Below are 17,326 nucleotides of genomic sequence, written 5' to 3'. Positions count from 1 at the left end.
GCCCAATTAATTGCAGATTTCGTTACCACGACGACAATGACCAATCCAGGAGAGTTAAAGTATGTCCGCTGAACACGTACTGACGATGCTGAACGAGCACGAAGTGAAGTTTGTTGATTTGCGCTTCACCGACACCAAAGGTAAAGAACAGCACGTCACTATCCCTGCTCATCAGGTAAATGCTGAATTCTTCGAAGAAGGCAAAATGTTTGACGGCTCCTCGATTGGCGGCTGGAAAGGCATTAACGAATCCGACATGGTGCTGATGCCAGACGCATCCACCGCAGTGATTGACCCGTTCTTCGCGGACTCTACCCTGATTATCCGTTGCGATATCCTCGAACCAGGCACTCTGCAAGGCTATGACCGTGACCCTCGCTCTATTGCTAAGCGCGCTGAAGATTACCTGCGTTCCACTGGCATTGCCGACACTGTACTGTTCGGGCCAGAGCCAGAATTCTTCCTGTTCGATGATATTCGTTTCGGCTCTTCTATCTCCGGTTCTCACGTCGCTATCGACGATATCGAAGGCGCATGGAACTCTTCCACCCAATATGAAGGAGGTAACAAAGGTCACCGTCCTGCAGTGAAAGGCGGTTACTTCCCGGTTCCGCCGGTAGACTCTGCTCAGGACATCCGTTCTGAAATGTGTCTGGTAATGGAGCAGATGGGCCTGGTGGTTGAAGCACATCACCACGAAGTGGCAACCGCAGGTCAGAACGAAGTGGCAACCCGCTTCAATACCATGACCAAAAAAGCCGACGAAATTCAGATCTACAAATATGTCGTCCACAACGTGGCGCATCGTTTCGGTAAAACGGCGACCTTTATGCCGAAACCGATGTTCGGTGATAACGGCTCCGGTATGCACTGCCACATGTCACTGTCTAAAAACGGTGTCAACCTGTTCGCGGGCGACAAATACGCTGGTCTGTCTGAGCAGGCGTTGTACTACATTGGCGGTGTAATCAAACACGCGAAAGCGATTAACGCGCTGGCAAACCCGACCACCAACTCTTACAAGCGACTGGTTCCGGGCTACGAAGCACCGGTAATGCTGGCTTACTCTGCGCGTAACCGGTCTGCATCTATCCGTATTCCGGTGGTATCTTCTCCGAAAGCGCGTCGTATCGAAGTGCGTTTCCCGGACCCGGCAGCTAACCCGTACCTGTGCTTTGCTGCCCTGCTGATGGCGGGTCTGGATGGCATCAAGAACAAGATCCACCCGGGCGAAGCAATGGACAAAAACCTGTATGACCTGCCGCCAGAAGAAGCGAAAGAGATCCCGCAGGTTGCAGGCTCTCTGGAAGAAGCACTGAACGAGCTGGATCTGGACCGCGAATTCCTGAAAGCCGGTGGCGTGTTCACTGATGAAGCGATCGATGCGTACATCGCTCTGCGTCGCGAAGAAGATGACCGCGTACGTATGACTCCGCACCCGGTAGAGTTTGAGCTGTACTACAGCGTCTAATAGTTGAAGTAGTCATACCCGGCGCACAAACGCCGGGGTTTTAGTTGCCGTGGAAATTTCAGCCCATCTCTGCATGGGCTTTTTTCTCCGTAACTTCTCTGATGCTTCGCGCTTTTTATCCGTAAAAAGCTATAATGCACTAAAATGGTGCAACCTGTTCAGGAGACTGCTTTATGGCAACAGGCACGCAGCCCGATGCTGGGCAGATCCTCAACTCTCTGATTAACAGTATTTTGTTAATTGACGACAACCTGGCGATCCATTACGCCAACCCCGCCGCGCAACAACTGCTCGCCCAAAGTTCCCGTAAATTGTTTGGTACGCCGTTACCGGAACTGTTGAGCTACTTCTCGCTAAATATCGGTCTGATGCAAGAAAGTCTGGAGGCGGGGCAAGGTTTTACCGATAACGAAGTGACGCTGGTGATTGACGGGCGCTCGCATATTCTTTCTGTGACGGCCCAGCGTATGCCGGACGGCATGATCCTGCTGGAGATGACACCGATGGATAACCAGCGTCGCTTAAGCCAGGAGCAGCTACAGCACGCCCAGCAAGTTGCTGCCCGCGATTTGGTCCGCGGCCTGGCACATGAGATCAAAAATCCACTTGGCGGCTTACGAGGTGCGGCGCAGTTACTCAGCAAAGCGTTGCCCGATCCGTCTCTGCTGGAATATACCAAAGTGATTATCGAGCAGGCGGACAGACTGCGAAATCTGGTCGACCGTCTGTTGGGGCCGCAACTACCAGGCACACACGTCACCGAAAGCATTCACAAAGTGGCAGAGCGCGTGGTGACGCTGGTGTCGATGGAATTACCGAACAATGTACGGTTGATTCGTGATTACGACCCCAGCCTGCCAGAACTGGCGCACGATCCGGATCAGATTGAGCAAGTACTGCTGAATATTGTGCGCAATGCGTTACAAGCGCTGGGGCCGGAGGGCGGTGAAATTATTCTGCGTACCCGCACCGCGTTTCAACTGACCTTGCATGGCGAACGCTATCGGCTGGCAGCACGAATTGATGTGGAAGATAACGGGCCTGGTATTCCGCCCCATTTGCAGGATACGCTGTTTTATCCGATGGTCAGCGGTCGCGAAGGCGGCACCGGGCTTGGTTTATCCATCGCCCGTAACTTGATTGATCAGCATTCAGGCAAAATTGAATTTACCAGTTGGCCGGGTCATACCGAGTTCTCGGTTTACCTGCCTATCAGGAAATAAAGGTGACGTTTATGCAACGAGGGATAGTCTGGGTAGTCGATGACGATAGTTCCATCCGTTGGGTGCTTGAACGTGCGCTCGCTGGAGCGGGTTTAACCTGCACGGCATTTGAGAACGGTGCCGAAGTGCTGGAGGCGCTGGCAAGCAAAACGCCGGATGTACTGCTTTCAGATATCCGTATGCCCGGAATGGACGGGCTGGCGTTGCTCAAGCAAATTAAACAGCGTCATCCGATGCTTCCGGTCATCATTATGACCGCACATTCCGATCTGGATGCCGCCGTTAGCGCCTATCAACAAGGGGCGTTTGATTATCTGCCCAAACCGTTTGATATCGACGAAGCCGTGGCGCTGGTTGAGCGAGCCATCAGCCATTACCAGGAACAGCAGCAACCGCGCAATATTCAGCTTAACGGACCAACAACCGATATTATTGGCGAAGCGCCTGCCATGCAGGATGTGTTCCGTATTATTGGCCGTCTCTCACGTTCTTCTATTAGCGTGTTGATCAATGGCGAATCCGGCACAGGTAAAGAGCTGGTCGCTCATGCCCTGCATCGCCATAGCCCGCGCGCCAAAGCGCCGTTTATCGCGCTGAATATGGCAGCTATCCCGAAAGATTTGATCGAATCAGAACTGTTTGGTCACGAGAAAGGCGCGTTTACCGGTGCCAATACCGTTCGTCAGGGCCGTTTTGAACAGGCCGATGGGGGCACGTTATTCCTTGATGAAATTGGCGATATGCCGCTGGATGTGCAGACACGGTTACTGCGCGTGCTGGCAGACGGTCAGTTTTACCGCGTTGGCGGCTATGCGCCGGTGAAAGTGGATGTGCGTATTATCGCTGCGACTCACCAGAACCTGGAACTGCGTGTGCAGGAAGGCAAGTTCCGTGAGGATCTGTTCCACCGCCTGAACGTTATCCGTGTTCATCTGCCGCCACTGCGCGAGCGTCGGGAGGATATTCCCCGTCTGGCACGTCATTTTCTGCAAGTTGCCGCGCGTGAGCTGGGTGTAGAAGCGAAGTTACTGCACCCGGAGACAGAAGCCGCCCTGACGCGTCTTGCATGGCCGGGGAACGTGCGTCAGCTAGAAAATACCTGCCGCTGGCTAACGGTGATGGCCGCCGGACAGGAAGTGTTGATTCAGGATTTGCCTGGCGAACTGTTTGAATCAACCGTAGCGGAAAGCCCTTCCACAATGCAGCCGGACAGTTGGGCAACGCTGTTAGCGCAATGGGCCGATCGGGCGCTGCGTTCCGGTCATCAAAACTTACTTTCTGAAGCGCAACCTGAGCTGGAGCGGACATTGCTGACCACCGCGTTGCGACATACGCAGGGGCATAAACAAGAAGCGGCGAGACTGCTTGGTTGGGGACGTAACACACTGACACGTAAGTTAAAAGAGTTGGGAATGGAGTGACTCAGGCTTGCTGTGTAAAGATTGATTATTGAGCGCAAATTGCTGTTATTTTGCGCTTTACTGTTCCGATAAGTTCAGTATGATCTTGCCCGGAAAACGGGGAGAGTCATTATGTTAGAATCAATAATTAATCTGCTATCGAGTGGCGCAGTTAGCAGCCACGCGCCGCAAACTGCCGTTGCTGCCGTGCTGTGTGCCGCGATGATTGGGCTGTTTAGCTGAAACTCGTTGTTCATGCCGGATGCGGCGTGAACGCTTTATCCGGCATACAAAAACAGGTTTTGTTGGCCTGATAAGCGTAGCGCATCAGGCAGTTTTGTTCTCAGTCAATTGATGGCGCTTTCGTTTATCACCGTTGTAAACGAAGCGCCATTCAACATTTAAATCACCCGCGAGAACTGCTGCATTCGCGCTTTCTGGCGCAAATAAGTATCAAAGCACATGCAAATGTTGCGGATCAGCAAACGACCTTTCGCTGTCACCTGAATTCCCTTCTCATCGACATCCACCAGCCCGTCTTTTGCTAATGGGGCGAGCAGCTTGAGGTCTTCCGCAAAATAATCAGCGAAGTTTAAATCCCACTGCTGTTCAACGGGGGCGTAATCCAGACGGAAGTTGCAGATCAGCGACTTAATTACATCACGGCGAATACAGTCATCGCGCGTTAACGCAATACCGCGCCACAGCGCATTGCCTTGCTCATCTACCTGCTGATAGTAACGCTTCAGCTCTTTCTGGTTCTGCGCATAGCAATCGCCAATCATACTGATGGCAGAGACGCCCATTCCCAACAGATCGGTATCGCCCTGGGTGGTGTAACCCTGGAAGTTGCGATGCAGCACGCCTTCACGCTGGGCCTCCGCCAGCTCATCATCCGGGCGGGCAAAGTGATCCATACCAATGAACTGATAGCCCGATTGCGTCAGGAAGGCGATGGTTTCCTGCAGGATATCCAGTTTTTGCTGCGGACTCGGCAGGTCAGCATCTTTGATTTTACGTTGAGCAGCAAAAATGGTCGGCAGATGCGCGTAGTTAAAGACGCTCAGACGATCAGGGTTCAGTTCCGCCACGCGTTTCAGGGTAAAAGCGAAACTCTCCGGCGTCTGTTTCGGCAGGCCGTAAATGAGGTCAATGTTGGTGGAGGTAAAGCCGATCTCACGCGCATGGTTAAGCAGAGCAAAGATGAACTCTTCATCCTGCTCACGGTTGACCAGACGTTGCACTTCTTTGTTGAAGTCCTGCACACCCATGCTCAGGCGGTTAAAGCCTTCGGCACGTAAATGATCGAGGACATCCAGTTCAATTTCACGCGGATCAACTTCGATCGAGATTTCCGCATCAGTATTAAACTGGAAGTTTTCCCGCAACAGATTCATCAGACGGCTAATTTGCGCTTTGTTCAGGTACGTCGGCGTACCGCCACCCCAGTGCAACTGGCTGACTTTACGTCCGGCAAACAGTGGCGCACGATGAACGATTTCTTGCTCCAGCGCGTCCAGGTATTGGTCGGCTTTATGCTGCTGGCGAGTCACAATTTTATTGCAGCCACAGAAATAGCAAAGCTTGTGGCAGAACGGGATATGCACGTAGAGAGATAAGGGACGCTCAGGGTAGCGCGCCACGGCTTGTAAAAACGCCTGTTCACCGAAGTCTTCTGAAAACTCCAGCGCGGTCGGGTACGAGGTGTATCGTGGCCCGGAATAGTTATATTTCTGGATCAGGGCCAGGTCCCAGTCGATTTGCTGTACAGACATGCTCACTCCTTCCGATGGCGTCTCTGGCGGCTACGGCGTACCGGCTGATGTCCGTTTTGGGTCATCAACCGGTTGCGCAGCCACTTTTGTCGCCGCGACAACCGCTGTAGTTTAACGAATAACCACACCAGATAACATATAACCGGAAGGGTTATCAGCAGAACGGGAAGGCCCACAGTGGCAACCCGTTAGTTGCCTCGCAACAGACGCATCATGTCTTCTTGCTTCTCGTCTTCTTCCTCTTCTTCATCGTCGTCATAAGAGAGTCCGAGTTTCTGCATCAGCTCATCAATTCGATCCAGTTTAGCATCAACCCAGGATTGCTCTTCGGCACTCAGGGTTTCGCCCGCTTCCAGACGTTCCAGCAGCGCATCCAGACGCTCATCCGTTTCCAGTAACTCCAACTCCGCCTGCGGTGAAAGCATAGGTTTCTCACTCTTCGGTTTGTGCTGTTTGGTGACTTTTTCAGTCACACCCAATGGAATAGGGGTTTTACTGCCAATGCGTGGATCTTTCGGTGCGTTCTGGCCTTTACTGCCCGATGTAGCGCTACCGCCCGCTGCACGACTGCCTGGCGCATGACCACGACGTTTTTTCTGACGCTTGCGGTCACGAGCTTCCTGATCCAGCTCTTCGCGTGTTTTTCGACGCGCTTTTGCGTGACCTTTGCTGCGTGAGTTTGAAGATGATGGTTTCATAATAGTTCGTCTTTTAGCCGTTTTATTCAGTATAGATTTGCGGCGGAATCTAACAGAAAGCAAGCAAAGAAAAAAGGCGACAGATTACTCTGTCGCCTTTTTTCCTGACTCATAACCCTTAACGGGTCTTACAATCCTTGCAGGCCGCCAACACACCCTGTTTTTCCATTAGCCAGAACATTCCGTGTTGATTCCATTTCCGTTTAATTACGTCTCCGGACGTTTGTCTTCCTGACAATCCTCTGTCTTCGCCTCCTGGCGCTCCTGACCCTCATCCTGAGTCATCTTCCTGTTAGCGTCCTCGCTCTATGGGTGCTACTTTACGCTTCTGCACCAAACAAACAATAAACTATCATCAGTATTTACTCATTTTCAGATTATTGTATAAAACTAATCACCTGATTTCTTTGACCTATTTGACATGCATCGCAGAATTTTCTCTACGATTTCGCATAAAAATGATCGGCAATATCTCACAAAGCATATGGTTTTTACTTACACCACTCCCCCGAAAAATCCGTCTTTTATTGTGGTTCAGGTATAATCGCCGCAACGCTTTGACTGATGGAGACGACCGCTTTGACTAATTTGAATTACCAACAGACGCATTTTGTGATGAGTGCGCCTGATATTCGCCACTTACCTTCCGATACCGGAATCGAAGTGGCTTTTGCAGGCCGTTCCAACGCAGGGAAATCCAGCGCGCTGAACACGCTGACTAACCAGAAAAGCCTGGCGCGTACCTCGAAAACGCCAGGACGCACCCAGCTTATCAACCTGTTTGAAGTGGCTGACGGCAAACGTCTGGTCGATTTGCCGGGCTATGGCTACGCAGAAGTTCCGGAAGAGATGAAGCGTAAATGGCAGCGCGCATTAGGGGAATACCTGGAAAAACGTCAGAGCCTGCAAGGCCTGGTGGTACTGATGGATATTCGCCATCCGCTGAAAGATCTGGATCAGCAGATGATTGAGTGGGCGGTAGACAGCAATATCGCCGTGTTGGTGCTACTGACCAAAGCGGACAAACTGGCAAGCGGTGCACGTAAAGCGCAATTGAATATGGTGCGTGAAGCGGTGCTGGCGTTTAACGGTGATGTGCAGGTAGAGACATTCTCTTCTCTGAAGAAGCAAGGTGTGGATAAGCTGCGTCAGAAGCTGGATACCTGGTTTAGCGAGATGCAGCCTGTCGAAGAGGCGCAGAGCGGCGAATAATTTTCTTGCCCTTGTGCTGGTGCCGGATGCGGTATAAACGCCTTATCCGGCCTTTAAAGTGAAGAAAATTCAATAAGTTGTTATTCACAATAAACCTGATAAGCGTAGCGAATCAGACAATACGGATATTTTCTTTCGTGCAATAAAAAACGCCCCAGTCATTACTGACTGGGGCGGCTAAAAAATTCAGCCAAATCCGATTACGTGAAGTAAAAGGTCTGAAAGATAGAACATCTTACCTCTGTACCCTACGCGAGTAACTTTACTCTTTTTTGTTCAGTTCAGAAAGCACTTTTTGTAATTTTTTTTCAGTTGTTGCATAGGAATTTCTAATAGTCATCACAAAATGTGGCGAGTTATGTTGCTTACTTACGAAAAAAAGGCTTGCTCAGGCGAATCTTAGTGCGCCTGATCCCAGTTTTCGCCACTTCCCACTTCCACCAGCAACGGCACATCCAGACGGGTACAGTTTTCCATCAACTGATGGATTTTCTTCGCTACCACATCGAGATCATCTTTATGAACTTCAAACACCAGTTCATCGTGTACCTGCATAATCATACGCACACGCGGTTGCTCGGCCTGGAGCCATGCATCAACGGCAATCATCGCCCGCTTGATGATATCGGCCGCGGTGCCCTGCATTGGCGCGTTAATTGCTGCACGTTCTGCCGCGGCACGGCGCGCACCATTGCTGGACTTAATATCCGGCAAATAGAGGCGGCGTCCGTCCAGCGTTTCAACGTAACCCTGTTCTTTCGCCTGGGCGCGGGTGCGTTCCATATACTCCAACACGCCTGGATAGCGTTCAAAGTAGAGATCCATGTACTTCTGCGCTTCTTTACGCGGAATGTTCAACTGGCGCGCCAGACCGAAAGCACTCATGCCGTAAATCAGGCCAAAGTTGATCGCTTTCGCGCTACGACGTTGTTCGCTGGTGACGGTTTCCAGTGACAAACCAAACACTTCTGCAGCCGTTGCCCGGTGGATATCTTTTCCTTCTGCGAAGGCGGTCAGCAAGCCTTTATCACGTGAGAGATGCGCCATAATGCGCAGTTCAATCTGCGAGTAGTCCGCAGAAACAATCACGTAATCCTCTGGCGCAATAAACGCCTGACGGATACGGCGACCTTCCTCGTTACGCACCGGAATGTTTTGCAAGTTAGGATCGGTTGACGACAAGCGCCCTGTCGCAGTCACCGCCTGGTGATAAGAAGTATGCACGCGCCCGGTTTTCGGGTTGATCATCAGCGGCAGCTTGTCGGTGTAAGTCGATTTCAACTTCGCCAGACCGCGGTACTCCAGAATCACTTTCGGCAATGGATAGTCCAGTGCCAGCTCTTCCAGCACCTCTTCCGACGTTGACGGCGCACCGCCCGGTGTTTTCTTCAGCGGTTTAATCCCCTGTTTTTCAAACAGAATGGTTTGTAACTGCTTGGTGGAAGAAAGATTAAATTCTTCACCAGCAATTTCATGCGCTTTCTTTTCCAGCTCCGCGAGACGCAGAGTGAGTTCTTCTGAATGATTGTGCAGAACTTTCGGATCGATCTTCACACCGTTACGTTCAATGCGCGAAAGCACCGGCACCAGAGGCATTTCGATGTTTTCAAAGACGTTCAACGGTCCTTTTTGTTTTTGCAGATCCGGCCACATTTTCAGATGCAACTGCAAGGTGACATCCGCATCTTCGGCGGCATAGCGTCCGGCCTCTTCCAGGGCAATCTGGTTAAAAGTCAGTTGATTTTTACCTTTACCGGCAATCTCTTCAAAAGTAATGGTTTTGTGCTTCAGCCAACGGTCCGCAAGGCTGTCCATGTCGTGACGCCCGGCAACACTGTTGAGAATGTAGGACTCCAGCATGGTATCAAAGGCAATTCCACGCAGCTCAATACCGTAGTTCGCCAGAATGCCGCGATCGTATTTCAGATTTTGCCCAACCTTCAGCGCCTTCTCATCTTCCAGCAGTGGTTTCAGCAGTTCGAAGGCGCGCTCGCGAGAGATCTGGTCGGGAGCATCGAGATAATCATGAGCAACCGGTACATACGCCGCCACACCTGGCTCGATGGCGAAAGATAGCCCCACCAGGTTGGCAGAGACGTTATCGAGGCTGTCGGTTTCGGTGTCAAAAGCAAATACCGGCGCTTTTTCCAGCTTCGTAATCCATTCTTTCAGCGTATTTTCATCAAGGATGGTGACGTAATTGTCGTAAGAAATCACCGTCGCAGTCACTTCCGGCATTTCGTCGACAACAATGGTTTCCTGCGACTTTGTGGCCGGTTTCGCCCCTTTGGCCTGTAACCACTTGCCTGCTTCAACATCGGCAACCCAGCGTTTGAATTCATACTTTTTAAACAGCCCTAACAACTCTTCAGCCGCCGGTTGCTGCACTTCCAGTTGTTCACAGGTCAGCTCCAGCTCAACATCAGTTTTAATCGTCGCTAACTGGTAAGAAAGATATGCTACCTCTTTATTTTGCTCGAGCTTCGCCGCCATTGTTTTCGCACCGCGGAAGCTTAGGCCAGCAATTTTTTCCGGCTCAGCATACAGCGTATCCAGCCCACCAAGACCTTGCAGCAGTGCCTGCGCGGTTTTTTCACCCACGCCCGGTACGCCAGGGATGTTATCTGAAGAGTCGCCCATCAGCGCGAGGAAGTCGATAATCAGTTCCGGCGGTACACCGTACTTATTCACGACCTCTTCCGGGCCAAGGATCGTATTCGTCATGGTATTGATGAGTGTGATATTTGACGTTACCAGTTGCGCCATATCTTTATCACCGGTGCTGATCAGTACCGGGCGACCGGCTTTTTCTGCTTCGCGTGCCAGAGTGCCGATAACATCGTCTGCTTCTACGCCAGAAACGGCCAGCAACGGCAAGCCCATCGCTTTAACCATCGCATGCAGAGGCTCGATTTGCACTCGTAGATCATCCGGCATTGGCGGGCGATGTGATTTGTAATGTTCAAACAGTTCATCACGAAAGGTTTTTCCCTTGGCGTCAAAGACCACCGCTGCATGCGTCGGTTTATATTGCAAGATCAGACTGCGCAGCATGTTGAGGACACCATACATCGCACCGGTCGGCTCGCCTGCGCTGTTGGTCAGCGGCGGAAACGCGTGATATGCGCGATAAAGATAAGATGAACCATCTACAAGGATAAGTGGGTTTTGGGGGATCTGAACCATAATGTCCGTGCCTGTTTATCAGATTATGGGTAAAGGATGCCACAGACGGGATAAAAACATGAGTTTTTCACCGCTTTTCGTGAAAATCTTTTGTAGATCTTCTGGATCGCTCGCTAATCCCCATGTGGATAACTTTGTGCATAAATTATTTACATCGCTTTTAATTTATTCTCATGCTTTTTACAGCATAATATTTATCGTTTACTTTCATGAAGTTAAAAATATCCCCTCAACGAACAATTGAGAAAAAGGGATTTTTTATAATGTGGATAGATATGATTTATTTTTCTATTTAAGGATCATCCGTTATTTGGATCGTTTTCTGCTAAAATCTGCGCCTTGCGCTTCTTTCGCGCACTGTCTATGGCTAACTTTTTGAATAAATTAATTATGACGAGAATACTCGCTACGATAACCCTTTTGCTGAGTATCGTATTGACCATTTTGGTCACCATTTTTTGTTCTGTCCCGATCATCATTGCCGGGATCGTAAAACTGTTGTTACCTGTACCAGTAATTTGGCGAAAGGTTTCACGCTTTTGTGATTTTATGATGTATTGCTGGTGTGAAGGATTGGCGTGTTTGCTGCACCTTAACCCACACCTGCAATGGGAAGTTCGCGGGCTGGAGGGGTTAAGTAAAAAGAACTGGTATCTACTTATTTGTAATCATCGTAGCTGGGCAGATATTGTCGTACTGTGCGTGCTGTTTCGTAAGCACATTCCGATGAATAAATATTTCCTCAAACAGCAACTTGCCTGGGTGCCTTTTCTTGGCCTGGCGTGTTGGGCACTGGATATGCCGTTTATGAAGCGTTATTCCCGCGCTTATTTATTACGTCATCCGGAGCGGCGTGGTAAAGATGTTGAAACCACTCGGCGCTCATGCGAGAAGTTTCGTCGGCATCCCACCACTATTGTGAATTTTGTTGAAGGCTCCCGTTTCACGCAAGAGAAACATCAAAAAACCCATTCGGCATTTCAAAATCTTCTGCCGCCAAAAGCTGCCGGTATTGCGATGGCACTGAATGTGCTGGGTAAACAATTCGATAAATTACTCAACGTTACGCTGTGTTATCCGGACAATAATCGCCAACCATTCTTCGATATGTTAAGTGGCAAACTGACACGAATTGTCGTGCATGTGGATTTACAGCCCATTGCTGAAGAGTTGCATGGCGACTATATCAATGACAAAGGTTTTAAACGCCATTTTCAGCAGTGGCTGAACTCACTGTGGCAGGAAAAAGACCGGCTTCTGACATCTCTGATGTCATCACAGCATCAGAATAAGTAAGTTTTACTCGCCTCTGAATTAGCAGAGGCGAGGCATCATTTTAATGAATAAAACGCCCTGCACGAGACATAAATTCTTCTTCACTCATCTCCTGCCCATTGAAAACAACTTTACCTGGCATATAACGCAGTTGCAGTGAGGCGATATTGTTATCAATGGTGATTAACTGAAACATCTTACCTAACGCCATCATTCCGCTAATTTGTTTATCAGCCCGCCTCTGGGCTTTTTCAGCATCCATTCCTTCAGATAAATTAATTTGCTTTGATATTTCAGTGACGACATTAAGCGGTAAAGTCACGTCAAAATTGAGTGATTTAATATCTTTATTTGTGGCCGATGATGATTTAGCAGGATCAGCAATACTGATATCCAGATTAGCGTTAAGTTCTCCGACTGTATTTTTCCAACTAATCGGTAATTTAATAACCGGTTCACTTTTTTGTAATAGCGGTAAAGACTCTTTGAACAACGCAGCATTCACTTCTTCTTGCGCATTTTGATCGTTAGCTAACTCAGGGTGTGCTGCATACTGCTTCTTCATCGCAATATTGTACTGAATGATAAATTGACGAACTGCCGTTGGGTCGATAGATTCAGCAATCAGCGACCATTGACCACTACCTAGCGCCTGATTTCCTTTGGTTAATTTCTCAATACCATAAGTCAGATTAGCATTGATAAAGTCTTTATCTTTAACACGCTCAAGCGTTGTCCTGGCTATGAATGCATCAATTTTGGCAACCTCTTCACCACGATTGATAATGCTGACCTGATTAAATTTTGACTCATTTTCACCAATCGGAAATTTATTTCCTTCCAGTCTTGTCAGGGAGTTCACAGTAAAGGTTTTTGCTATTACTTTATTCATCGGCGATAAGTTCAGAGTGATATCTTCGACTTTTCCTTCAATATTCAGGTTAGACAATGAACTATTATCGCCGCTAAAAGTAAACTGGCCTTCACCAAAGGATACCTGACCATACTCTGCAGGAGCAACATCTAATATCGTAGAGAATGAGCCACCAAATGCGAATCGCAATGATGCTTCGACGGGCGATTTATCTTTCGCAGCGATAAATAGCGACTGTGTCAGTTCATTATTCACTAATTTCACTTTTGCAGCCGCCAGAGCAGGGATGACATTACCATGCATTAACATCGTGATAGGCAACGGGCCGTGCTCAACATCCACATCAAATGCAACTTTCTGGCCTGGTTTGATATTGAGATCTGGAGCTCCGTTATCAAATGTAATTAGCATTTGAAAATGGGAATTAAAAAAACCTTTTCCAAAGTTTTCATAGCTTGCCGTCATCTCGTAGGCATGTTCACCTTTCTTTTTCCCATCGTTAAAATCTTTAATAAATTTTTCGACACCCGGCTGAATTTGCGTGCCAGTGTACCATGTACCACCACTCCAGATAACGGCTAACGCAATAATTACACCCGTAGCTGACTTACGTATCATATAGATATTCCCTGATAAAACAGCAAAAGTTTGAATATCCACTTATGATGAAATAATGTCCAGCAACTGGACGCATTATCAGAAAGTATTTATATTTATTTAAAAATAAAAAAGCCCGCGAGTATTCACGGGCCTTATGTAATTCACAATGAATTATTTTTTCTCAGACAGATATTTCACTGTGTCAGCATATTGCTGAACGAAAACATCCATATTGCTGGTATCCATACCCTGCGGGTTCAACTGATATTTACCGTTAACAAACATCGCCGGAACGCCACGCAATTGCACATCTGCGGCCGCTTTTTCTTGCTGTGCGACCAGAGATTTAACGACAAAACTGTTCCACGCCGCGTCGTACTCTTCACCTTTAATACCTGCGTTGATAAATACATCGCGGATATCAGATGCAGAGCGAATGGTCTGAGTTTTCTGTACGCCTTCAAACAGCGGAACAGTAACTTTGTCTTCTACACCCAGCGCCATCGCCACTGCCCAGGCCTGAGTCAGATCTTTGCCCAGGTCTCCACCCATGAAGTTGACGTGGTATTTGGTCATCTTCACGCCTTCCGGCAGTTTTTTCTTCACGTTATCAGAAATATGCAGAACTTCTTCAAACTGATAGCAGTGCGGGCAGAAGAAAGAGAAAAACTCCAGCACTTGCGGCGCGCCAGCAACCGGTTTTTCCAGGGTGGTGTACTGTTTACCATCTTCATACTGCGCCGCCGATGCGCTAAACGCTAAAACCAAACCAGCCAGCGCCAGCCAAATCTTTTTCATTGTCTACTCTCTCCGATTAATACATAGGTGTTAATTGTAAAGGGGGTTCTTGTAGAACTTTTACCTGTTCTATAAAAGTCGCCGTCTGTCGCAGCCAGTAATCTTCCCCGGTTAACCACGGGAAATTTTTCGGGAACGCGGGATCAGCCCAACGCCGCATCAGCCAGGCAAGATAATAAACCAAACGCATGGCGCGTAAAGGTTCAATCAGTCCGATTTCAGCGGTGTCGAACTCGCTAAATTCTTCATAAGCTTCAATAATAGTTTCCAATTGCATCCGCTGCTCGGCTTTATCGCCATTGAGTAACATCCACAGATCCTGTACCGCTGGGCCATTGCGCGCATCATCCAGATCGACAAACATCGGACCATCGCGCCAAAGAATATTTCCAGCGTGGCAGTCTCCATGTAGCCGCAGAACGGTGAAATCTTCCCGCCAATGCGCTGTAACAGCGGCAATCAGTTGATCTGTCGCTTTCAGGAATGCGGTCTTCAACCCGGAAGGTATTAGTGTGGCGTCCTCAAACAGCTTACGTGGCTCAGTAAGATATTCATTCAGGCCAATAGTCGGACGATGGATAAAAAGCTGTTTATGTCCCGTCTGGTGCATCCGCCCCAGATAGCGCCCCACCGCTTCCATCTGATCAATATTGTCGGCTTCGAATTGACGACCACCGACGCTTGGAAAAACAGCGTAATAAAATCCCTGATGATTCAATAAAGTTTGACCGTTATAGGCTAACGGCGCGGCGACTGGAACTTCGTCGTTTACCAGTTGTAACGCAAATTGATGTTCTTCGAGGATTTGGTCGGCTGTCCAACGTTCAGGACGATAAAATTTAACGACGAAGCGTCGACGCTCTTCGTCCTGAAATTGATAGACTCGGTTTTCATAGCTGTTAAGTGGGGTAAGACCGGAATCCACCCGGATCCCTTGCTCAAACAGAGCGTCCATGATGGTGTCCGGGTGTAGTGTCTGGAAAGTAAAAGCGCTGTTGTTCATCCCATCATCCGGAAAACATTACGAATGATGAAGGATATCATTTCACGATGATTTTGTTGGTGCCGCTTACAAGCTTTTACTCTTTAATTACGCCACGTGCGCGTAACAGCGCCGTTTTGAAATCTTCTTCATAATCTTTCTGCAAACCCGGGATCACCGCATCTTTTGCGGAATCGCGCATTTTCAGGTGGTAGATTAGAATGTCATCCGTCAAATCCACCAGTTCGCCGTCAAAACCTGACTCTTTCGCCAATTTCTGCAAAAATTGCAGCAGGTTAAGGTCTGGCTCTTTTTGCCAGGCTGGCTGGAGGAGTTCAATAACTTCATTCAGACGTTTACATTTCATAGTGATGCTCCTTACTCTTGAGACAGACACGTTAGCAGGGTCAATCCCACAATAAAAGAGGCGATATCGGTGAATCTGATGACGACGATAACAGGCGTGGTGCTGGCAGGCGGTAAAGCCCGACGCATGGGCGGCGTAGATAAAGGATTACTTGAATTAAACGGCAAACCGCTGTGGAGGCATGTCGCTGACGCGCTAATGACGCAGTTATCTCACGTTGTGGTTAATGCCAATCGCCATCAGGAAATCTACCAATTAAGCGGTCTGAAAGTAATTGAGGATTCACTGGCAGATTACCCAGGCCCTCTGGCGGGAATGCTTTCAGTAATGCAGCAAGAAGCTGATGAGTGGTTTCTGTTTTGTCCGTGTGATACGCCTTATATCCCCCAGGATTTAGCCTCCCGACTTTATCATCAGCGAAAAGATGCATCTGTAGTGTGGGTCCATGACGGCGAGCGGGATCATCCAACTATTGCCCTGGTAAATCGCACTATTGAGCCATTATTGCAGGAATATCTGCATTCCGGAGAGCGCCGGGTGATGGCCTTTATGAATCTTGCTGGCGGTCATGCTGTTGATTTCAGCGATCGTAAAGAGGCATTTGTTAACGTGAATACGCCAGAGGAGCTTGCCCGATGGCAGGAAAGACAATAATCCCTTTACTCGCCTTTGCCGCATGGAGTGGCACCGGCAAAACCACACTGTTAAAAAAACTTATTCCGGTATTGTGCGCACGAGGGATCCGTCCGGGTCTTATTAAGCATACGCATCATGATATGGATGTTGATAAGCCGGGCAAAGATAGCTATGAGCTACGCAAGGCCGGAGCGGCACAAACCATCGTTGCCAGCCAGCAGCGTTGGGCTTTGATGACAGAAACCCCAAACGCAGAAGAACTGGATTTGCATTTTCTCGCAAGCCGGATGGATGACTCAAAGCTGGATTTGATTCTGGTTGAAGGGTTCAAACATGAAGAGATCGCGAAGATTGTGCTGTTTCGCGATGGGGCCGGACATCGACCGGAAGAGTTGGTGATAGACAGGCATGTCATTGCTGTGGCCAGCGATATACCGCTTAATGTTGATGTCGCGTTACTGGACATTAATGATATTGAGGGGCTGGCTGATTTTGTTGTTGGGTGGATGAGTCAGCAGGCTGAATAAGCAGGAGTAGGTCGGATAAGACGTGGCAAACGTTGCATCCGGCATTTTTTCCGCACCAGCGCAAAAAGGCCATCCTTATGGATGGCCTTTCGCTAATTTGATGCCTGGCAGTTCCCTACTCTCGCATGGGGAGACCCCACACTACCATCGGCGCTACGGCGTTTCACTTCTGAGTTCGGCATGGGGTCAGGTGGGACCACCGCGCTATCTCCGCCAGGCAAATTCTGTTTATTAACCCGCTTATCGCCGGTTAATCTAATCTGTATCAGGCTGAAAATCTTCTCTCATCCGCCAAAACATCT

15 protein-coding genes, 1 rRNA gene and 1 pseudogene are annotated in these 17,326 nt (G+C 49.0%); 8 read left to right on the top strand and 9 right to left on the bottom strand.

All coding sequences use genetic code 11. The features are described 5' to 3' along the window. The first annotated feature begins 61 nt into the window (after positions 1-61). The 4 genes from glnA to A1WG_RS12530 all read left to right on the top strand — a co-directional run bounded on the left by glnA (position 62) and on the right by A1WG_RS12530 (position 4,337). Entirely contained in the window at positions 62-1,471 is a 1,410-nt protein-coding gene (gene glnA / locus A1WG_RS12515; RefSeq protein ID WP_001271717.1) for a glutamate--ammonia ligase, read from the top strand. Between the two features lie 173 nt (positions 1,472-1,644). Further along, positions 1,645-2,694, top strand: a complete 1,050-nt coding sequence (gene glnL, locus A1WG_RS12520; protein ID WP_001517349.1) for a nitrogen regulation protein NR(II) — start codon at positions 1,645-1,647, stop codon at positions 2,692-2,694. An 11-nt stretch (positions 2,695-2,705) separates the two neighbouring features. Continuing rightward, entirely contained in the window at positions 2,706-4,115 is a 1,410-nt protein-coding gene (gene glnG / locus A1WG_RS12525) for a nitrogen regulation protein NR(I) (RefSeq protein ID WP_001517350.1), read from the top strand. A gap of 111 nt (positions 4,116-4,226) precedes the next feature. Then, positions 4,227-4,337 carry a YshB family small membrane protein gene (locus tag A1WG_RS12530; protein WP_001517351.1) on the top strand — a complete coding sequence of 37 codons (111 nt, stop codon included), beginning with the start codon at positions 4,227-4,229 and terminating at the stop codon, positions 4,335-4,337. Positions 4,338-4,495: 158 nt separating this feature from the next. On the opposite strand, the gene hemN is transcribed toward A1WG_RS12530, so the two are convergent. From hemN to A1WG_RS24180, 3 genes and pseudogenes are all read right to left on the bottom strand, one after another. Beyond that, positions 4,496-5,869, bottom strand: a complete 1,374-nt coding sequence (gene hemN / locus A1WG_RS12535; protein WP_001517352.1) for an oxygen-independent coproporphyrinogen III oxidase — start codon at positions 5,867-5,869, stop codon at positions 4,496-4,498. A 188-nt stretch (positions 5,870-6,057) separates the two neighbouring features. Next, positions 6,058-6,567 carry a Der GTPase-activating protein YihI gene (gene yihI / locus A1WG_RS12540; RefSeq protein ID WP_001517353.1) on the bottom strand — a complete coding sequence of 170 codons (510 nt, stop codon included), beginning with the start codon at positions 6,565-6,567 and terminating at the stop codon, positions 6,058-6,060. A gap of 118 nt (positions 6,568-6,685) precedes the next feature. After that, positions 6,686-6,913, bottom strand: a pseudogene (locus tag A1WG_RS24180) (hypothetical protein). 233 nt (positions 6,914-7,146) lie between these two features. On the opposite strand from A1WG_RS24180, the gene yihA reads away from it, so the two are divergent. Next, positions 7,147-7,779: a ribosome biogenesis GTP-binding protein YihA/YsxC gene (yihA, locus tag A1WG_RS12545; RefSeq protein WP_001517354.1), complete on the top strand. Its 633-nt coding sequence runs from the start codon at positions 7,147-7,149 to the stop codon at positions 7,777-7,779. A gap of 399 nt (positions 7,780-8,178) precedes the next feature. On the opposite strand, the gene polA is transcribed toward yihA, so the two are convergent. Further along, the gene (gene polA / locus A1WG_RS12550; RefSeq protein WP_001517355.1) at positions 8,179-10,965 is read right to left on the bottom strand and encodes a DNA polymerase I; all 2,787 of its coding nucleotides are present in this window, start codon (positions 10,963-10,965) and stop codon (positions 8,179-8,181) included. Positions 10,966-11,328: 363 nt separating this feature from the next. Between polA and A1WG_RS0121740 the strand changes: the two genes are divergently transcribed. Beyond that, a complete protein-coding gene (locus tag A1WG_RS0121740; RefSeq protein WP_024191922.1) occupies positions 11,329-12,261 on the top strand; it encodes an acyltransferase in 933 nt (310 codons plus the stop codon). Between the two features lie 40 nt (positions 12,262-12,301). Here the strand turns inward: A1WG_RS0121740 and A1WG_RS12555 are convergent, their stop codons facing one another. From A1WG_RS12555 to A1WG_RS12570, 4 genes are all read right to left on the bottom strand, one after another. Next, on the bottom strand, positions 12,302-13,732 hold the full coding sequence (locus tag A1WG_RS12555; RefSeq protein WP_001517357.1) for a DUF945 family protein: 1,431 nt from the start codon (positions 13,730-13,732) through the stop codon (positions 12,302-12,304). Positions 13,733-13,885: 153 nt separating this feature from the next. Continuing rightward, complete coding sequence (dsbA, locus tag A1WG_RS12560; protein WP_000725337.1) at positions 13,886-14,512, bottom strand: thiol:disulfide interchange protein DsbA; 627 nt, start codon at positions 14,510-14,512, stop codon at positions 13,886-13,888. A 16-nt stretch (positions 14,513-14,528) separates the two neighbouring features. Continuing rightward, positions 14,529-15,515 carry a stress response kinase SrkA gene (gene srkA / locus A1WG_RS12565; RefSeq protein WP_001065532.1) on the bottom strand — a complete coding sequence of 329 codons (987 nt, stop codon included), beginning with the start codon at positions 15,513-15,515 and terminating at the stop codon, positions 14,529-14,531. A 76-nt stretch (positions 15,516-15,591) separates the two neighbouring features. After that, entirely contained in the window at positions 15,592-15,861 is a 270-nt protein-coding gene (locus A1WG_RS12570) for a YihD family protein (RefSeq protein ID WP_001517358.1), read from the bottom strand. A gap of 69 nt (positions 15,862-15,930) precedes the next feature. Here A1WG_RS12570 and mobA point away from each other — a divergent pair, with 69 nt between their 5' ends. Further along, positions 15,931-16,515: a molybdenum cofactor guanylyltransferase MobA gene (mobA, locus tag A1WG_RS12575; RefSeq protein ID WP_001517359.1), complete on the top strand. Its 585-nt coding sequence runs from the start codon at positions 15,931-15,933 to the stop codon at positions 16,513-16,515. Further along, positions 16,497-17,024 (top strand): molybdopterin-guanine dinucleotide biosynthesis protein MobB, encoded by a 528-nt coding sequence (gene mobB, locus A1WG_RS12580; RefSeq protein ID WP_000907596.1) that lies wholly within the window; start codon positions 16,497-16,499, stop codon positions 17,022-17,024. The genes mobA and mobB overlap by 19 nt, the downstream gene beginning before the upstream one ends. 102 nt (positions 17,025-17,126) lie before the next feature. Here mobB and rrf read toward each other — a convergent pair. Next, positions 17,127-17,242, bottom strand: a 5S ribosomal RNA gene (rrf, locus tag A1WG_RS12585). Positions 17,243-17,326 lie beyond the last annotated feature (84 nt).

It is taken from the genome of Escherichia sp. KTE96, from assembly GCF_000408525.1.
In the GTDB taxonomy this organism is placed as follows: Bacteria; Pseudomonadota; Gammaproteobacteria; order Enterobacterales; family Enterobacteriaceae; genus Escherichia; species Escherichia marmotae.
The sequence above is the reverse complement of the archived record's forward strand: the minus strand, read 5'-3'. Positions and strand labels throughout refer to the sequence as shown.

What these genes read in the sequence shown, in the direction of transcription:
- A1WG_RS12530 (WP_001517351.1), top strand. Translation starts at nt 4,227, where the DNA reads ATGTTAGAATCAATAATTAATCTGCTATCGAGTGGCGCAGTTAGCAGC.
- A1WG_RS12555 (WP_001517357.1), bottom strand. Translation starts at nt 13,732, where the DNA reads ATGATACGTAAGTCAGCTACGGGTGTAATTATTGCGTTAGCCGTTATC.
- polA (WP_001517355.1), bottom strand. Translation starts at nt 10,965, where the DNA reads ATGGTTCAGATCCCCCAAAACCCACTTATCCTTGTAGATGGTTCATCT.
- A1WG_RS0121740 (WP_024191922.1), top strand. Translation starts at nt 11,329, where the DNA reads ATGGCTAACTTTTTGAATAAATTAATTATGACGAGAATACTCGCTACG.
- glnL (WP_001517349.1), top strand. Translation starts at nt 1,645, where the DNA reads ATGGCAACAGGCACGCAGCCCGATGCTGGGCAGATCCTCAACTCTCTG.
- srkA (WP_001065532.1), bottom strand. Translation starts at nt 15,515, where the DNA reads ATGAACAACAGCGCTTTTACTTTCCAGACACTACACCCGGACACCATC.
- glnG (WP_001517350.1), top strand. Translation starts at nt 2,706, where the DNA reads ATGCAACGAGGGATAGTCTGGGTAGTCGATGACGATAGTTCCATCCGT.
- A1WG_RS12570 (WP_001517358.1), bottom strand. Translation starts at nt 15,861, where the DNA reads ATGAAATGTAAACGTCTGAATGAAGTTATTGAACTCCTCCAGCCAGCC.
- dsbA (WP_000725337.1), bottom strand. Translation starts at nt 14,512, where the DNA reads ATGAAAAAGATTTGGCTGGCGCTGGCTGGTTTGGTTTTAGCGTTTAGC.
- mobB (WP_000907596.1), top strand. Translation starts at nt 16,497, where the DNA reads ATGGCAGGAAAGACAATAATCCCTTTACTCGCCTTTGCCGCATGGAGT.
- glnA (WP_001271717.1), top strand. Translation starts at nt 62, where the DNA reads ATGTCCGCTGAACACGTACTGACGATGCTGAACGAGCACGAAGTGAAG.
- yihI (WP_001517353.1), bottom strand. Translation starts at nt 6,567, where the DNA reads ATGAAACCATCATCTTCAAACTCACGCAGCAAAGGTCACGCAAAAGCG.
- hemN (WP_001517352.1), bottom strand. Translation starts at nt 5,869, where the DNA reads ATGTCTGTACAGCAAATCGACTGGGACCTGGCCCTGATCCAGAAATAT.